Below are 15,947 nucleotides of genomic sequence, written 5' to 3' on the forward strand. Positions count from 1 at the left end.
ATGGACAAGAGAATCTTCGGCATCGAAACAGAATTCGGAATCTCGTATTCAAGCCCCGATTCGAGGCCTCTTGCCCCGGAGGAGGTAGCCCGCTACCTGTTCCGCAAGGTTGTCAGCTGGGGCCGTTCGTCCAACGTATTCCTCACGAACGGTTCCCGGCTCTACCTGGACGTCGGGTCGCACCCCGAGTACGCCACGGCCGAATGCGACGATCTTGCCCAGCTCATCGCGCATGACCGGGCCGGCGAGCTCATCCTGGACGACCTCGTGGACGAAGCCCAGGCCCGCCTTGCCGCCGAGGGCTTCAATGGCACGGTCTACCTGTTCAAGAACAACACCGATTCCGCCGGCAACTCCTACGGCAGCCACGAGAACTACCTGATTCCGAGGCGGGGTGAGTTCTCCCGGCTCGCCGAAATCCTGATCCCGTTCCTCGTCACCCGCCAGCTCATCGCCGGTGCGGGCAAGATCCTCAAGACACCGCACGGGGCAACCTACGCTTTTTCCCAGCGGGCGGACCACATCTGGGAAGGCGTCTCTTCCGCCACCACCCGGTCGCGCCCCATCATCAACACCCGGGACGAGCCGCACGCTGATGCGGAGTTCTACCGCCGGCTGCATGTCATCGTGGGTGATTCCAACATGTCGGAGACCACTGCCCTGATGAAGGTGGGCACCGTCGACCTGGTCCTGCGGATGATCGAAGCCGGCGTCATCATGCGGGACATGAGGATGGAAAACCCCATCCGCAGCATCCGCGAAATCTCCCACGACCTCAGCGGCCGCGCGCTGGTGAGGCTGGCCAACGGCCGCCAACTGACAGCACTGGAAATCCAGCAGGAGTACCTGACGAAAGTCACCGCCTTCGTGCGGGAACATGGTGCCCACAACCCCCACGTACCGCTGATCCTGGACTTGTGGGAGCGCACGCTCAAGGCCATCGAAAGCGGCGACACACGCAGCATTGATACCGAAATTGACTGGGCCATCAAGAAGAAGCTCATGGACAGCTACCGCGAACGCCACGGGCTGGGCCTGGATGCGCCGCGGATTGCCCAACTGGACCTGACCTACCACGACATCTCGCGGAGCCGGGGCCTGTACTACCTGCTGCAGTCCCGTGGAGCCGTCCGCCGCCTGGTGGATGACACCGTTATCAAGGACGCAGTGGACGCACCGCCGCAGACCACCCGGGCCAAACTCCGTGGCGACTTCGTCCGCCGGGCGCAGGAGCTGGGGCGTGACTACACGGTGGACTGGGTGCACCTGAAACTGAACGACCGTGCCCACCAGACCATCCTCTGCAAGGACCCGTTCAGGAGCGTTGACGACCGGGTTGATGCCCTCCTGGACTCTATGGGCTGACACCCAGCTTCACGGGCTATTCTGGATAAGGCCCTTTTAAGGTGCCCGCAGCGATGCTGTCCGCTGCCATGCGGACCATCGCGTCCACCCTGCCCCGACGAAAGTTCTTTACGTGCGCCGACTACTAGCAATCCTCCTGCCCGGCCTGCTGCTGCTCACCGCCTGCGGAGGTTCCACCGCAGAGCCGGAACCCACCAGCCAGTCCGCTGGCGACACTGCCAAGTTCGACACCCTCAAGCTGACCGACAACGGGGACAAGAAAGCCCCGGGCGTGGACTTCCCCAAGCCGTTCGAAGTGGCTGAACCCACGGTCAAAGTTGTCGCTGAGGGTACCGGTGACACCGTGAAGGCAAACCAGATCGCCAACATCTCGGTCCTCGCCCTCAACGGTGCAGACGGCTCCACGCTGGAAGACACCTTCCCCAGCGAGCCCGAACCCCTCGAACTCAACGACGACCTCAAGACCAACAGCGCCGTCATTTACAACGCTTTCGTGGGTGCGAAGGTCGGCTCCAGCATTGCACTGGCCGTGCCGGGACAGAAGAGTGCCCCCGCGGCCAGCCCCAGCCCGTCAGCCGGAGCCACCCCGACGCCGAGCACCCCGGCCAGCCCCACCCAGCTGTTGATCATCAAGGTGCTTTCCGCCGCTGATGCGACTCCCGCACTGGACAAGCCCCAGGGCGAAACCGTAACCCCGCCGGCCGGCCTGCCCACGGTGACGGAAAAAGACGGCAAACCGGAAATCAACGTTGAAGGCGCAGCAGCCCCCACCGCACTGGTCTCCCAGGACCTCATCAAGGGCACCGGGGCGACCGTCAAGGAGACTGACACCCTGACGGTCAACTACGTGGGCGTCAACCTGGTGGGCGGTACCAAGTTCGACTCCAGCTTCGACCGCGGCGAACCGGCGAGCTTTGGGCTGAACCAGGTCATCAAGGGCTGGACCCAGGGCCTCGCCGGCAAGACGGTGGGCTCCCGTGTCCTCCTGGTGATCCCCAAGGACCTGGCCTACGGTGACGCCGGTCAGGGCGAAGCCAAGGGCGATCTTGTCTTCGTAGTGGACATCCTCGGCGCCAAGTAGCCAAACTTACAGACGGGCCGCGGCCAGTCCGCGGAATTAGCACCAGCACCCCCACAGCACAGATCAAAGGAGCAAGCATGTCATTTGGACAGCGGGAGTTCGACCGCACTAAGCCTGAAATCGACTTCCCCCAGGGTGATGTCCCCACCGAACTCGTGATCACCGACCTCATCGAGGGCGACGGCCGCGAAGCCAAGGCCGGCGACACGGTCTCCACCCACTACGTGGGCGTTGCCTGGTCCACCGGCGAAGAGTTTGACGCCTCCTGGGGCCGGGGTGCGCCGCTGGACTTCCGGGTCGGCGTCGGCCAGGTCATCCAGGGATGGGACCAGGGCCTGCTCGGCATGAAGGTGGGCGGCCGCCGCCGCCTCGAAATCCCCTCGGAACTGGCCTACGGTTCCCGTGGCGCCGGTGGGGCGATTGCCCCCAACGAGGCCCTGATCTTCGTCGTGGACCTGGTCGGAGTCCGCTAGGCCGGCCCGCCGACGCACGGCACAGTTTCGCCGTCGGAAGCGCGGCAGCACGCAGGACATCAGTCCCGCGGGCTGCCGCGCTTTCTGCGTTCCGGCAAGGACTTTAGTAACGTACACAGGGTGTCCCTATCCCGAACTGAGCGCCTCCTGAACCTCCTGATCGCGCTGCTGAACACCCGTTACGGGCTTCGCCGCAGCGAACTGAGGCAAAAGGTCTACCACGACGAATCCGGAAACGACGTCGCCTTTGGCCGGATGTTCGAACGGGACAAGAATGATTTGCGCCAGTTCGGCTTCGACGTCGAAACCCTGACGGACCTCGGCTGGAGCGAGGATGACCCCGCCACCACCCGCTACCGGATCGGCAAGGAATCCAACCGGCTTCCCGACGTCGAACTCGGTCCGGAAGAGTGGACAGTCCTGCTGCTGGCCTCCCAACTGTGGGAACGCGCAGCCCTCGGCACCGCTGCCCAGAGCGCGCTCCGCAAACTCCAGGCGTCAGGGCGGATGGCCGACGTCGAACTTCCCTCGGGCGTCCAGCCCCGCATCAGGCCGGCAGGCCAGGCATTCGATGACCTCGTTGCCGCCATGCACTCCCGGCACGCCGTGACCTTCCCCTACCTGGCCGGCACCACCGGCAAGGAAGAAGTCCGCACCGTTGAACCATGGGGCCTGGGCAGCCGCTTCGGGCAGTGGTACCTGATGGGGTACGACCGGGCGCGGCAGGAACCCCGGCACTTCCGCCTGTCTCGTTTCACGGGCCCCGTTACGACGCTGCCGAAAGACTCCTTCAAACCGCCCGCCGACTTCAACATCCGGCTGGAACTTGCCCGCCTCCCGGAACTGCCGCTCCGCACCGCCGTCGTGGATGTCCGGGAAGGACGCCTGCTGGCGCTGAGGGGCCGGGCAAAAGACGCCAGAGCCGACCAGGATACCGCCGCCCCCGCGCCTGCAGAGGGCCATGAGCGCCTTAGCTTTGACTTCCGCGACCCCGAAGTCCTGGCCGAGGAGCTCGCGTCCTACGGTCCCGACGCGCTGCCGGTAGCCCCCGCTGAACTGGTCCGGGCGGTGGAACGCAGGCTGCGTGCCGCAGCCGCGTTCAGTGCAGCACCAGTCCCTGAGTATGCCTTCCCGGCTGCGCAGCCACGTAAGGTGCGTAAGGGGACATCGGAGGACCAACTCAAACGCATGCTCCAACTGGTCCCGTTCCTGGTCCACAACCAGGGCCTGCACATCCACGATGTTGCGGAGCACTTCGGGGTGACCCGGGGGGAACTCGAGGAAGATTTGCGGATCCTCATCTGCTCGGGGCTGCCCGAGGGCTACCCGGATGACCTGCTGGACATCCAGTGGGAGGACGACCACGTCTTCATCACCCAGGACCTGGACTTGAAGAAGCCGGTTCGCTTTACCGTGGAGGAAGCCTGCGCGCTCCTCACCGGCCTCGAAACGCTTAATGGACTGCCGGACGTCGCCGAAGGCGGTGCCTTGGAGTCGGTGACGCTGAAGTTGCTGGCAGCGGCAGGGGAGGAGGGCCTGCGCGCCGCTTCCCTGTCCGGTCCGGAAGTTGCACCCGGCGACGCAACAACCCACGCAACGGTACGGGAAGCCATCGTTTCCGGTGCACAGCTCCACCTCACCTACCTGTCGCCGCAGCGGGACGCTGTGTCCGAGCGCGACGTGGATCCGCTCCGGCTCTATTCGCTGGATAACACCTGGTACTTCGAGGCGTTCTGCCACCGGGTCAACGGGCTGCGGAACTTCCGGCTGGACCGGGTGCAGGATGTCCGCCCGAACGGGAACCCTGTGGCAGGGGACAGGGCGCCTGCGGAGGGTGTTCCAGCCAAGCTCTTCACGCCGAACGACGACGACACCACGGTCACCGTGCAGCTCACCAGGCAGGGCCGGGGCCTGGCAGAGGATTACTACGCGGACCGCACGGCGGACCTTCCCGACGGCGGACTCGTGGCGGAGATACGCTTCGGAAACACCGGCTGGCTGCCCATGTTCGTGGCCCAGCACGGTGGAGCGGTCCGGATCCTCGAACCTGCCGGGCTCGCTGACACGGCCCGGGACTGGCTGGAAGCCGCCCTGGCACGGTACGGCGGCTAGACTTCTCAGCATGCCTTGGTGGTTCTGGATCCTGTTATGGGTGGCGTTGGTTGCCGTGTCACTCCTCTTCTATTTCGTGCTGGGCGTTCGCCTGTTCCGTAACTTCATGGCCACAGTCAAGGAGCTTGGTGCCGCCGGGGACAAGTTGGGCCACATTGGCCCGCTCCCCGGGGCTGATCCCCATGATCACCAGGCCGGCATCGGGCCTCAGGCCGCGGGCTCTGCCGTTTTTGCCTCGCCAGCCGACATGCGACATGATTACGAGGCATCCAAGTCCTCCCGCCGGGAAGACCGCCGCCTTCGGCGAGTGCAGCGCAAGAAGGACCGGGGCCAGCCGCAGGCTCTCACAGATCTCGACTTCACATAGAAGTAGGATGTTTTTAGAGGAAAGGATTTCCCATGGGAAGACTCTTTGATGGCCCCTGGCCCATCGTTATCATCATCGTTGTCGCATTGCTTCTCTTTGCCGCCCCCAAGCTCCCTGCCATGGCGCGCAGCCTTGGCCAGTCCATGCGGATCATCAAGTCCGAGGTCAAGGAAATGAAGAACGACGGCAAAACCGAATCCACCGATGCCTCCGGCCCGGTGGAAGGCACCATCGTGAACCACCCCAAGGCGAAGCCGGGAGAGCCGACCGACGGCACTGACGTTCCGCCGTCGAACCGCGCCTAAACCCCAGTGGCACTGAAGCGGGCCCGTAAAGCCAACCCAGAGGGGCGGATGTCCCTCTGGGACCACCTCAAGGAGCTGAAAAACCGGCTGATTAAGTCGGCGATCGGCGTCGTCATCGGCGGCATCGGCGGCTGGATACTTTACGATCCGCTGCTGAAGGCCCTGGCAGAGCCCGTCAACCGTATTTCGGATCAGACCGGCGGCCTTGCCGCCATCAACTTCGGCAGCATCGCATCACCGTTCGACTTCAAGCTCCAGATGTCGCTCCTCATCGGCGTGGTCATCTCCAGCCCCATCTGGATCTACCAGCTGTGGGCCTTCATCACCCCGGGCCTGACGTCGAAGGAGCGCCACTACACGCTGGGTTACATGGCTGCGGCGGTTCCGCTGTTTCTGGCCGGAATCTGGGCCGGCTGGCTGGTGGTACCCCAGGTGGTCCACGCGCTGACACAGTTCACGCCCGAAGGCTCATCCAGCGTTATCGATGCGCGAACCTACATCGAGTTCGTCACGCGCATGGTCCTGGTCCTTGGGATAGCTTTCCTCGTGCCGGTGGTACTGGTGGGAATCAACATGGCCGGCATCCTGTCCGGACGTACCATCCTCAAAGCCTGGCGCATCACGGTCTTCCTGGTGTTTGTACTGGCGGCCATCGCCGCACCCGGCGCCGATGCCATCTCCATGTTCATGCTTGCGGGTCCGCTGCTGGTGCTGTTCTTTGCAGCGATCGGTGTTTGCCTCATGAATGACAAACGCCGTGCGCGCCGCGAGTCCAAGGTGGCTGCCGAAACCGAAGCCACCGCAGATGTCGCAACCCCCAGCAGTGAACTGGGGAACCTCTAAGCTCCCATTAGGCTTGGTGTATGTCCTCCAATACCGGGCCGTTCTCCACAGGCCCAACCACCAGCGGACCGTTCTCGCCGGGGCCGGGTGACGACGTCGAAGAACTCTCACCCTCCGAGAGGTACCGGGCCAGCGCGGAGCGGCGCGCGGAGGCCGCCACGGACCTCGGTGCCTTCGTCCAGACCCTCGACTTCGAACTCGACGACTTCCAGCGGCAGGCGTGCCGGTCCCTTGAAGGGGGCAAGGGCGTCCTGGTGGCCGCACCGACGGGTGCCGGTAAGACCATCGTGGGTGAATTCGCCATCTACCTGGCCCTCAAGCGCGGACTCAAAGCCTTTTACACCACCCCCATCAAGGCGCTCAGCAACCAGAAATTCAGCGAACTGGGTGAGAAGTACGGGGCCGAGAATGTCGGCCTGCTGACGGGCGACACCAGCATCAACGGCGAGGCACCCGTGGTGGTCATGACCACCGAAGTCCTCCGCAACATGCTTTACGCCGATTCGGCCACCCTGGACGACCTGGGGTACGTGGTCATGGATGAAGTGCACTACCTGGCCGACAGGTTCCGCGGCGCCGTGTGGGAAGAAGTCATCATCCACCTGCCAAGTGAGGTGCAGGTGGTATCCCTCAGCGCCACGGTGTCCAACGCGGAGGAGTTCGGTGCCTGGCTGGACACCGTCCGCGGCGACACGGACATCGTCGTCTCCGAACACCGGCCGGTTCCCCTCTGGCAACACGTCATGGTGGGCCGGCGGATCATGGACCTGTTCGCCGGCGAAACCACCTTCGACGAGATCGCCCCTGCAGTCGATTCTGCCGAGGATGACCAGCCCCAAACCGTCAGCGGCAAAAGCCCGAGCAAAGAAACCAACCGCGGCTTCGACGTCAACCCGGAACTCCTGACCGTTGCCCGCAACGAAGGCCAGCAGGGTTTCCGGAGCCGGCCCGGCCGCGTGCAGCGCGGCCGGCGCGGCAACGACCGGCCGGCACGTCCTGCCGAACAAACGGGCGTGCGGCGGGCCAGCCGCCCCCAGGTCATTGCCAGCCTGGACCGGATGGACTTGCTGCCCGCCATCACGTTCATCTTTTCCAGGGCCGGTTGCGACGCCGCCGTGGCCCAGTGTGTTGCTTCCGGTTTGTGGCTGACCACGGAAAAGGAACAACGGATCATCGCCGAACGCGTCGATGAGGCCGGCCGTGACATTCCGCCGGATGACCTCGATGTCCTCGGCTTCTGGAGCTGGCGCGACGGCCTGCTCCGCGGTTTCGCCGCCCATCACGCCGGGATGCTGCCCACCTTCAAGGAAGTGGTGGAGAAGCTCTTCGCCGACGGCATGGTCAAGGCCGTCTTCGCCACGGAAACCCTGGCTTTGGGCGTGAACATGCCGGCACGGTCGGTGGTGCTGGAAAAGCTCGATAAGTTCAACGGTGAAGCCCACGTGGACATCACAGCCGGCGAGTACACGCAGCTCACCGGACGCGCGGGGCGCCGCGGCATCGACGTCGAGGGCCACGCCGTGGTCCTGTGGCAGCCGGGAGGGGACCCGACAGCGGTGGCCGGCCTGGCCTCCAGGCGCACATACCCGCTCAACTCCAGTTTCCGTCCCACCTACAACATGAGCATCAACCTGCTGGCCCAGTTCGGCCGCGCCCGGGCCCGGGAAATCCTCGAGTCCTCCTTCGCACAGTTCCAGGCAGACCGGTCCGTGGTGGGCCTGGCAAGGCAGGTGCGCAGCCGTGAGGAGTCCCTTGCCGGCTTCGCTAAGTCCATGACCTGCCACCTCGGTGACTTCACGGAATACGCACGGCTGCGCCGCGAACTCTCTGACGTGGAGAACGCTGCGTCGCGCACCACAAACCGCGCACGCAAGTCCATGAGCGACGACTCCCTGGCCCGGCTCATGCCCGGCGACGTGGTGGAAGTTCCCGGCGGCCGGGCACCCGGCCCGGCCATCGTCCTCAGTTCGGACCACAGCAGCAGGGAACCGAGGCCCGCTGTCCTGACCCTCGATAACCAGTTGCGCAGGATCGGCACGGACGACCTCGAGGGCCCCATCGCCCCCGTTACCCGGATCCGCATTCCCAAGTCCTTCAACGCCAAGGTCCCCAAGTCGCGCCGCGATCTTGCGTCCTCGGCCAGGAACGCCTTGCGCGAGAACCGGCCGCCCGCGCCGGGTCACAACCGCAACAACGATTTTGGCCTTGCCACCTCGCTGCCGGACCAGGAGAAGCGCATTGCCGATCTCCGGCGTGCCCTCCGCGCCCACCCGTGCCACGGGTGCAGCGAACGGGAAGACCACGCACGCTGGTCCGAGCGCTGGTGGAAGCTGCGGCGCGAAACAGACAACCTGGTACGCCAGATCCAGGGGCGGACCAACACCATTGCCAAGACTTTTGACAGGGTGTGCGACGTCCTCTCCGTTTACGGATATCTGGACGCCTCAACTGACGGGCGGCTGGCCATCAGCCCGGACGGGCAGCGGCTCCGGCGGATCTATGGGGAGAAGGACCTCCTGATTTCCCAGTCGGTTCGCCTTGGCGCCTTCGGCGACCTCGACGCCGTCGAGGTCGCCGCCCTGGCCAGCGTGCTCGTGTACCAGGCAAAGCGTGAGGACCGCGGGTTGCGCCCGCGGATGCCCAGCGTCTCCCTGGAAACGTCAGTGGACATCGTGGTCCGGGAATGGTCCGCGCTCGAGGACGTCGAAGAAGCGAACAAGCTGCCGCTCACCGGTGAGCCCGAGCTCGGCCTGGTGTGGCCCATCTACAAGTGGGCCCGCGGGCGCCACCTGCAGGATGTCCTCAGCGGCACCGACCTCGCCGCCGGAGACTTCGTCCGCTGGGTCAAACAGGTTGTGGATTTGTTGGACCAGATCGCCAAGATACCCGGCCTCGAACCACGGCTCGCCCGGCTGTGCGGGGAGGCCATCAACCTGATCCGCCGCGGCGTCGTGGCCTATTCATCTGTCCAGTAGACGCACCGTCCGCCCCATCGTGCCGGGGCTGTTCCGGCACGCCCCTATGCGAGGAGCCTTTCGCCAATGACCACGTCCGGTCCAGAGTCCAATTCCCGTTCCAAGGCAGTGCTCTACCGCAACGGATCCGTCTACACGGCGGCCGATCCGTTTGCCACGGCCATGTTGGTGGACGGCGACACCGTGGCCTGGGTGGGTTCCGAGCAGGCGGCGTCCTCCATCGCTGATTCAAAGATGGACATTATCGACCTGCGGGGCGCCCTTGTCACGCCGGGGTTTGTGGATTCCCATGCGCACCTGACGGAAACCGGCATTGCCCTGGATTCCCTGAAGCTTGCGTCCGTAAAATCTGCCCGTGAACTGCTGGACGCCGTTGCTGGGGCTGGCGGTACCGGACCCGTGCTGGGCCACGGTTGGGATGAGACGCAATGGACCGAGGCTACGTTGCCCACGGCTGAAGAACTCGACCGGGCGGCCGGCGGCCGGTCCGTTTACCTGTCGCGCGTGGATGTCCACTCTGCGCTGGTTTCGGGTGCCCTGGCGCGGGAGCCCGGCCTGCAGGACGCCGAGGGGTACGACGGCGGTGCGCGAGTCTCGCGCGCGGCCCACGCGGCTGCCAGGCGGTCCGCGCGCCGCCTGCCCGCCGACGTCCTTCGGGGATACCAGGCAAAGGCGCTGGCAGAGGCGGCAGCGAATGGCTACGTGGCCCTCGCCGAAATGGGTGCCCCGCACATTGGCGGCGCGGATGACCTGCGTCTTGCGGCGGCGTGGAACACCGCCGATCCCGGGATGCCCGCACAACCGGAAATCCTGCCCTACTGGGGAGAGCTGGCAGCAACCGAGGAACAGGCACGCAGCCTCGTTTCGCAGTTTGGCTTCGATATCCGCGGCCTGGCTGGTGACCTGAACATTGATGGTTCGATCGGTTCACGCACGGCAGCCCTGCGCTCCGGCTACAGTGACGCCCCCGAAGAGCGGGGCAGCCTGTACCTGGGCGTCGAGGAAGCTGCGGCGCACCTGGCAGCCTGCTCGCTGGCCGGCATCCAGGGCGGGTTCCATATCATCGGGGACGCCGGCCTGGACACGGCACTCGCGGCGCTGGACCTGGCTGCGGAACAGGTTGGAGAGCAGCGCGTGCGCGCGGCGGGCCACCGCTTTGAACATGTGGAAATGACGGACGCCGATGCGATAGCCCGGCTGGCCAAATATTCGGTGACCGTCAGCGCCCAGCCGGCATTCGATGCCGCGTGGGGCGGACCCGGTGGGCTGTATGGCCAGCGGCTGGGGGAGCGGAGCGGGTCCATGAACCAGTTCGCGGCCCTGTACTCCGCAGGTGTGCCCGTGTGCTTCGGCAGTGACAGCCCGGTGACTCCGCTCCGCCCCTGGTCGAGCGTGCGTGCCTGCCTGGAACACCATCACGACGGGCAGCGCATCTCCGCCCGCGCCGCGTTCCTGGGACACACCCGTGCCGGCTGGCGGGCCGCCAAGTACTCCGACCCCATGGCCGGACAGCTCGTACCGGGAGCACCGGCAAGCTTTGCCGTGTGGGAGGTCGAAGAGCTGATGGTCCAGGTGGCCGACGGACGTGTCCAGTCCTGGAGTACCGATCCCCGGGCGCGGACACCGCTGCTGCCCGCACTGGACACCGGGTCCGACCCCGCCTGCCTGCAGACGGTGCGGAACGGCGTCGAACTGTTCGCAGGCCCCGCCCTGCGATCCTGACCCACCCACCCGTCCTATAATGGGGAGTTGCGCCAACAGGCAGCTAGCATGCCGGCCGGCGCACCGACCGCTCCCACCAGGAAAGGCCCTCTGTGCGCGTCCTTACGATCATCCCCACCTACAACGAACTGGAATCGCTGCCCAAGACGCTCCAGCGCCTTCGGACCGCCGTGCCGGCGTCGGATGTGCTGGTAGTGGATGACAACAGCCCCGACGGCACCGGCCGGTTGGCCGATGCCAAAGCGGCCGAAGATTCCCAGGTCCACGTCCTGCACCGCAAGGGCAAGGAAGGACTCGGCGCCGCTTACATAGCCGGGTTCAAGTGGGGACTCGACGCCGGCTACGACGTGCTCGTGGAAATGGACGCCGACGGCTCCCACCAGCCCGAACAGCTTCCCCAACTGCTTGAGGCCGTGGAGCAGGGTGCAGACCTGGCCATGGGGTCGCGCTGGGTCCCCGGTGGAAGCGTGGTCAACTGGCCGCTGTACCGCCAGGCCATTTCCCGGGTGGGCAGCACCTACGCCCGCCTGATGCTGGGCCTGAAGATCAAGGACGTCACCGGCGGCTACCGCGCGTTCCGCAGGTCCACGCTCGAGAAGCTCAACCTGGACCAGGTGGATTCCGTGGGCTACGGCTTCCAGGTGGACCTTGCCTGGCGCGTGGCGCGGATGGGCCTGCGTATCGAGGAACGTCCCATCACGTTCGTGGAACGTGAACTGGGTGCTTCGAAGATGAGTGGCAACATCGTTGTCGAGGCCATGATCAACGTCACCAAATGGGGCCTGGCAGCCCGCTGGAACACCCTCACCCGCAAGGCCGCGGCGAAGCGGTAGCTTTCGGCCCCCTGAAGCAGGAAAAGGAACTGCCCCGGCACAGATGCCGGGGCAGTTCCTTTACGTTGTGGCTTGTGGAGCCTAGGCCGAGCGGCGCTCTCCGCGGCGTTCGCGCAGGATGGTCAGCCGGTCTTCCAGGATCTGTTCCAGCTCCGGGAGGGAGCGGCGTTCCAGGAGCATGTCCCAGTGCGTGCGCACTGCTTTGTCATTGCTGGTATCCGGGCGTTCGCCGTCGACCAGCAGCGCTTCCTTGCCGGTCTTGGAAACCCACACCGGCGGGATCTCTGCTTCGGAGGAGAAAGTGACGAAGACCTGCTCGCCGTCCTCGCAACGGTATTCGACACGCTGGCGCGGAGCCGGCTCGACGCCTGACTCTGTCTCCATGCTCTGCGCGCCAAGGCGCATACCCCGCAGGCTGCGATCGCTCATGATTTCTCCCTCTGGTCGGTTCGCGGAATGGAAACCCGCGCTAGCCGGCAGCGTCGAAACGCTGCCGGACTACTGTTTGCTCTGTGCTGCATCATAAGATTCAACGCATTCCGAAGCTTTGTTGTTCCAGCGGAACAATACCTGCCGGACAAATACCCCATTATACGGGTTTCAGACACGTGGGGCCAAAACAAGGGGAGGAACCCGTGAAGGTTCCTCCCCTTGTTGATCAGGCTGTGACGCTCCTGATCTGGTCAGGATTCAGGCGCCTTGGCCGCTGTTTGGTCGAACAGGCCGCCTGCTGCTGCGGGGTCCGGGTTGGTTCCGCCCAAAGCGCTGCCGATGCCCTTGAGCGCCTCGCCAACTTCGCTGGGAATGATCCACAGCTTATTGGACGTACCTTCTGCCAGCTTCGGCAAAGTCTGAAGGTACTGGTAGGCCAGAAGTTTCTGGTCCGGGTTGCCTTTATGGATTGCGTCGAAGACCTTCTGGATGGCCTGGGACTCGCCATCCGCCCTGAGGATGGCTGCCTTGGCCTCACCTTCCGCCTTCAGGATGGCGGCCTGCCGCTGTCCTTCAGCGGTCAGGATGGCTGACTGCTTGGTGCCTTCAGCCGTGAGGATGGCGGCCCGGCGGTCACGCTCGGCGCGCATCTGCTTTTCCATGGAGTCCTGGATGGAGTGCGGCGGGTCAATGGCCTTGAGCTCCACCCGGGAAACCCTGATGCCCCAACGGCCGGTGGCTTCGTCCAGCACGCCGCGGAGCTGTCCGTTGATCTGGTCGCGGGAGGTCAGCGCCTCCTCCAGGTTGAGTCCACCCACGACGTTACGCAGGGTGGTGGTGGTGAGCTGTTCCACGGCCTGGATGTAGTTGGCGATCTCGTACGTGGCGGCCCGCGCATCAGTGACCTGGAAGTAGACCACGGTGTCGATGCTGACCACGAGGTTGTCCTCGGTGATGACCGGCTGGGGAGGGAACGAGACCACCTGTTCGCGGAGGTCCAGCAGGGGGAGGAGGCGGTCCACGAACGGAATCAGGATGGTGAGACCCGGGTTGAGCGTCCGCTGGTACTTGCCCAGGCGCTCTACGACACCCGCCCGGGCCTGCGGCACGATGCGGACCGACCGCACCAGGACGATGATCACAAAGATAATCAGTACTACCAGCACGACGGCCAAGGCGGCACTGCCTGCGTTATCCATACATTTCCTTCTTCCCCAATTGATAAAGCTGTGTCAGGTACGGTCCTCGGCAGGAGGCTGCGCCGAAACGACGGCGGTGGCGCCATCAATGGCTGCGACGACCACCATCTGGCCGGCCGAGAGGATGCCGGCCGCGGAGCGTGCGCTCCAGATGTCGCCGCCGATCTTCACCAGGCCGCCATCTGAGGTCACTGCCTCCATGACTACGGCATGCTCGCCGATGAGGCGGTCCACATTTGTCCGCTGCTCGGCGGGGCCCTTCTTCAGATGGGACAGGGCCACAGGCCGGACGAAGGCGACCATGAGCAGGGAGACAACGCAAAAGATGACGATCTGCAGCCAGGGGTCCGCACCGGCAAAATCGGACACCAGGGCGGCCAGCGCACCGCCGCCCAGCATGATGAAGAACAGGTCGAGGGTGATCATTTCGACCACCGCGAACGCCAGGAATGCGGTCAGCCACACGGCCCACCAGTTTTCACCCAACCACTCGAACACTGTGTTCCCCCTTTGTTACAAGGTCCTGACGCGGACCTTTGAGTAACTGTGACTTCCATCCTAGTCGGGCACCCCAGGCGGGGTGAGGGCGTGGAGCGGAAGACCGGGGATAGTGGCCAAGTCGTTACAGGCGGCTTTTTGGCCGGTACACCAGCACCCTGAACTTCGCTTCGGCTGCCAGGGGTTCGGGGCTGCCGTCCAGGCGGTCTGCGATGGCGTCCCGGCCCTGGTGGTGCCCCGCGGGTCCCATGAAGGCCAGGTCGGCGGCTTCCCGGCGGGTGAGGGACAGCGGGATATCGACGTCGGTACCGGATTCTGCGTCAAAGTGCTCCGCCATGGCCGCGGCCAGGCGGGAGTCCTTGCCCTCCTCGATCCCCAGCATGCCGGTCAGCGCGGCAAGGGTGGCCAGATGCCCGGGCCGTGGCGTGACAACGACAAGGCGGCCGTGCGGCCGGAGGACGCGGGCGAACTCCGCGGGGTTCCGCGGGGCGAAAATGACCGTCACCGCGTCCACCGACCCATCGGCCAGGGGGATGCGCTTCCACACGTCCCAGACGAGGTTGACCGCTTCCGGGTTGAGCCGCGCCGCCCGCCGCAGGGCAAACTTCGAGATATCGAGCCCCACGGCGTTCACTGTCCGGCCCTGCTCCGCGGCAGCGTCCAGCACGGCCCTCAAATAGTGGCCGGTGCCGGTCCCGGAATCCAGGACGGCCGCATGGTCGCGGGAAAGGCAAGGTACGACGACGGCCGCCACCTCGCGTGCCAGCGGTGCGTAGTGTCCCGCTCCAAGGAAGGTGGAACGGGCGTCAGCCATCGCAGCCGTGTCGGCTTCGAAGGATGTGCCCTTTCCAACCAGCATGTTGAAGTAGCCCTGCCGTGCCGCGTCGAAGCTGTGCCCGGAACCGCATGCCATCCGGGCCGGTCCGGAGGGTCGGGTATCGGCTGCCGCCAACGGCTTCAAACAGAGGGGGCACAACAGCGGCAGGTCACTGGGAAGGGGCATGGCCTCTATCTTAAGCGGCTAGGGCACACTGATTCCGGCAGGGCCGTCATTGAAGCCCAGGCCCTCGCGTGCCTTGCCAATCCCCGGCTCAGCCCAGTGGGCAGCGTACTCCGCGTTGCTGCTCAGCGATCGGAGCTGCGCCCGGTCCACGTAGAGGATGCCGTTCAGGTGATCCGTCTCATGCTGGACAATGCGTGCCTGCCAGCCGGAGAACTCACGCTGCTCCGCGCCGCCGTCGGGCCTGACGAAGTCCAGCAAAACGGCCTGTGGGCGTGAAACCACCGCTTGCAGGCCGTTGAGGGAAAGGCAGCCTTCGTAGAAGGCGGCACGGTCCGGGCCCGCCGGGGTGTAGGCGGGGTTCAGGATGGCCAGGAATTCGAGCGGCGCGCGTTTGCGGATAGCCGCGGCCTCATGGTCCACGTCGTACTGGTCCTCCAGGACGGCCAGTTGCAGGGGAATGCCGAGCTGCGGCGCTGCCAGTCCCACACCGGGAGCCTCATGCATGACCTGCCGCATGAGCTCTATAAGCCGCGCCAGCTGGTCCGGAGATATTTGGCCGTCAAAGGGAGCCGCCTTCTGGCGCAGCGCCGGGTGGCCTGCCTGCACGATCGGCGGGAGGGTTCCGGCGGACAGGATGCGCTGCACGGTCTCGCGGATCTGCTCTGCGGTGAGGGCCGTGGGTGGTGCCGAGAGGGTCATGGTGAAAGCCTAACGGCCGGTCCGGGCGACTCCGGTCCTC

15 protein-coding genes are annotated in these 15,947 nt (G+C 65.3%); 10 read left to right on the forward strand and 5 right to left on the reverse strand.

The genetic code is table 11. The features are described from left to right. The 10 genes from pafA to ACFV4R_RS11000 all read left to right on the forward strand — a co-directional run bounded on the left by pafA (position 1) and on the right by ACFV4R_RS11000 (position 12,076). Positions 1–1,365, forward strand: coding sequence for a Pup--protein ligase (gene pafA, locus ACFV4R_RS10955; protein ID WP_056079210.1), 1,365 nt, complete (start codon positions 1–3; stop codon positions 1,363–1,365). Positions 1,366–1,477: 112 nt separating this feature from the next. Beyond that, entirely contained in the window at positions 1,478–2,446 is a 969-nt protein-coding gene (locus ACFV4R_RS10960; RefSeq protein ID WP_377203597.1) for an FKBP-type peptidyl-prolyl cis-trans isomerase, read from the forward strand. Between the two features lie 77 nt (positions 2,447–2,523). Further along, positions 2,524–2,919, forward strand: a complete 396-nt coding sequence (locus ACFV4R_RS10965; protein WP_056079214.1) for an FKBP-type peptidyl-prolyl cis-trans isomerase — start codon at positions 2,524–2,526, stop codon at positions 2,917–2,919. Positions 2,920–3,039: 120 nt separating this feature from the next. Then, on the forward strand, positions 3,040–5,031 hold the full coding sequence (locus tag ACFV4R_RS10970; RefSeq protein WP_377203596.1) for a helix-turn-helix transcriptional regulator: 1,992 nt from the start codon (positions 3,040–3,042) through the stop codon (positions 5,029–5,031). 10 nt (positions 5,032–5,041) lie between these two features. After that, positions 5,042–5,398 (forward strand): hypothetical protein, encoded by a 357-nt coding sequence (locus ACFV4R_RS10975; protein ID WP_377203595.1) that lies wholly within the window; start codon positions 5,042–5,044, stop codon positions 5,396–5,398. 32 nt (positions 5,399–5,430) lie between these two features. Beyond that, a complete protein-coding gene (gene tatA / locus ACFV4R_RS10980; RefSeq protein WP_045731378.1) occupies positions 5,431–5,703 on the forward strand; it encodes a Sec-independent protein translocase subunit TatA in 273 nt (90 codons plus the stop codon). 48 nt (positions 5,704–5,751) lie between these two features. Beyond that, the gene (gene tatC, locus ACFV4R_RS10985; RefSeq protein WP_091720279.1) at positions 5,752–6,546 is read left to right on the forward strand and encodes a twin-arginine translocase subunit TatC; all 795 of its coding nucleotides are present in this window, start codon (positions 5,752–5,754) and stop codon (positions 6,544–6,546) included. Positions 6,547–6,566: 20 nt separating this feature from the next. Further along, positions 6,567–9,521, forward strand: a complete 2,955-nt coding sequence (locus tag ACFV4R_RS10990; RefSeq protein ID WP_377203594.1) for a DEAD/DEAH box helicase — start codon at positions 6,567–6,569, stop codon at positions 9,519–9,521. A gap of 66 nt (positions 9,522–9,587) precedes the next feature. Then, positions 9,588–11,243 carry an amidohydrolase gene (locus tag ACFV4R_RS10995; RefSeq protein WP_377203593.1) on the forward strand — a complete coding sequence of 552 codons (1,656 nt, stop codon included), beginning with the start codon at positions 9,588–9,590 and terminating at the stop codon, positions 11,241–11,243. A gap of 92 nt (positions 11,244–11,335) precedes the next feature. Next, complete coding sequence (locus ACFV4R_RS11000) at positions 11,336–12,076, forward strand: polyprenol monophosphomannose synthase (RefSeq protein ID WP_377203592.1); 741 nt, start codon at positions 11,336–11,338, stop codon at positions 12,074–12,076. Between the two features lie 81 nt (positions 12,077–12,157). On the opposite strand, the gene ACFV4R_RS11005 is transcribed toward ACFV4R_RS11000, so the two are convergent. From ACFV4R_RS11005 to ACFV4R_RS11025, 5 genes are all read right to left on the reverse strand, one after another. Further along, positions 12,158–12,505 (reverse strand): RNA polymerase-binding protein RbpA, encoded by a 348-nt coding sequence (locus ACFV4R_RS11005; protein WP_013600997.1) that lies wholly within the window; start codon positions 12,503–12,505, stop codon positions 12,158–12,160. 254 nt (positions 12,506–12,759) lie between these two features. Then, positions 12,760–13,707 carry an SPFH domain-containing protein gene (locus ACFV4R_RS11010; RefSeq protein WP_377203591.1) on the reverse strand — a complete coding sequence of 316 codons (948 nt, stop codon included), beginning with the start codon at positions 13,705–13,707 and terminating at the stop codon, positions 12,760–12,762. 33 nt (positions 13,708–13,740) lie between these two features. Beyond that, positions 13,741–14,205, reverse strand: coding sequence for an NfeD family protein (locus ACFV4R_RS11015; RefSeq protein WP_091720288.1), 465 nt, complete (start codon positions 14,203–14,205; stop codon positions 13,741–13,743). 124 nt (positions 14,206–14,329) lie between these two features. Beyond that, positions 14,330–15,208 (reverse strand): methyltransferase domain-containing protein, encoded by an 879-nt coding sequence (locus tag ACFV4R_RS11020; protein ID WP_377203590.1) that lies wholly within the window; start codon positions 15,206–15,208, stop codon positions 14,330–14,332. An 18-nt stretch (positions 15,209–15,226) separates the two neighbouring features. Next, on the reverse strand, positions 15,227–15,907 hold the full coding sequence (locus ACFV4R_RS11025) for a peptide deformylase (protein ID WP_377203589.1): 681 nt from the start codon (positions 15,905–15,907) through the stop codon (positions 15,227–15,229). Between the last annotated feature and the right edge of the window lie 40 nt (positions 15,908–15,947).

Origin of the sequence: Pseudarthrobacter sp. NPDC059871, assembly GCF_042731175.1 — a bacterium.
Lineage (GTDB): Bacteria > Actinomycetota > Actinomycetes > Actinomycetales > Micrococcaceae > Arthrobacter.

Excerpts from the sequence above, each read along its gene's own strand:
- ACFV4R_RS10965 (WP_056079214.1), top strand. The coding sequence starts at position 2,524 with ATGTCATTTGGACAGCGGGAGTTCGACCGCACTAAGCCTGAAATCGAC.
- tatA (WP_045731378.1), top strand. The coding sequence starts at position 5,431 with ATGGGAAGACTCTTTGATGGCCCCTGGCCCATCGTTATCATCATCGTT.
- pafA (WP_056079210.1), top strand. The coding sequence starts at position 1 with ATGGACAAGAGAATCTTCGGCATCGAAACAGAATTCGGAATCTCGTAT.
- tatC (WP_091720279.1), top strand. The coding sequence starts at position 5,752 with ATGTCCCTCTGGGACCACCTCAAGGAGCTGAAAAACCGGCTGATTAAG.
- ACFV4R_RS11025 (WP_377203589.1), bottom strand. The coding sequence starts at position 15,907 with ATGACCCTCTCGGCACCACCCACGGCCCTCACCGCAGAGCAGATCCGC.
- ACFV4R_RS10995 (WP_377203593.1), top strand. The coding sequence starts at position 9,588 with ATGACCACGTCCGGTCCAGAGTCCAATTCCCGTTCCAAGGCAGTGCTC.
- ACFV4R_RS11010 (WP_377203591.1), bottom strand. The coding sequence starts at position 13,707 with ATGGATAACGCAGGCAGTGCCGCCTTGGCCGTCGTGCTGGTAGTACTG.
- ACFV4R_RS10975 (WP_377203595.1), top strand. The coding sequence starts at position 5,042 with ATGCCTTGGTGGTTCTGGATCCTGTTATGGGTGGCGTTGGTTGCCGTG.
- ACFV4R_RS11005 (WP_013600997.1), bottom strand. The coding sequence starts at position 12,505 with ATGAGCGATCGCAGCCTGCGGGGTATGCGCCTTGGCGCGCAGAGCATG.
- ACFV4R_RS11020 (WP_377203590.1), bottom strand. The coding sequence starts at position 15,208 with ATGCCCCTTCCCAGTGACCTGCCGCTGTTGTGCCCCCTCTGTTTGAAG.
- ACFV4R_RS10990 (WP_377203594.1), top strand. The coding sequence starts at position 6,567 with ATGTCCTCCAATACCGGGCCGTTCTCCACAGGCCCAACCACCAGCGGA.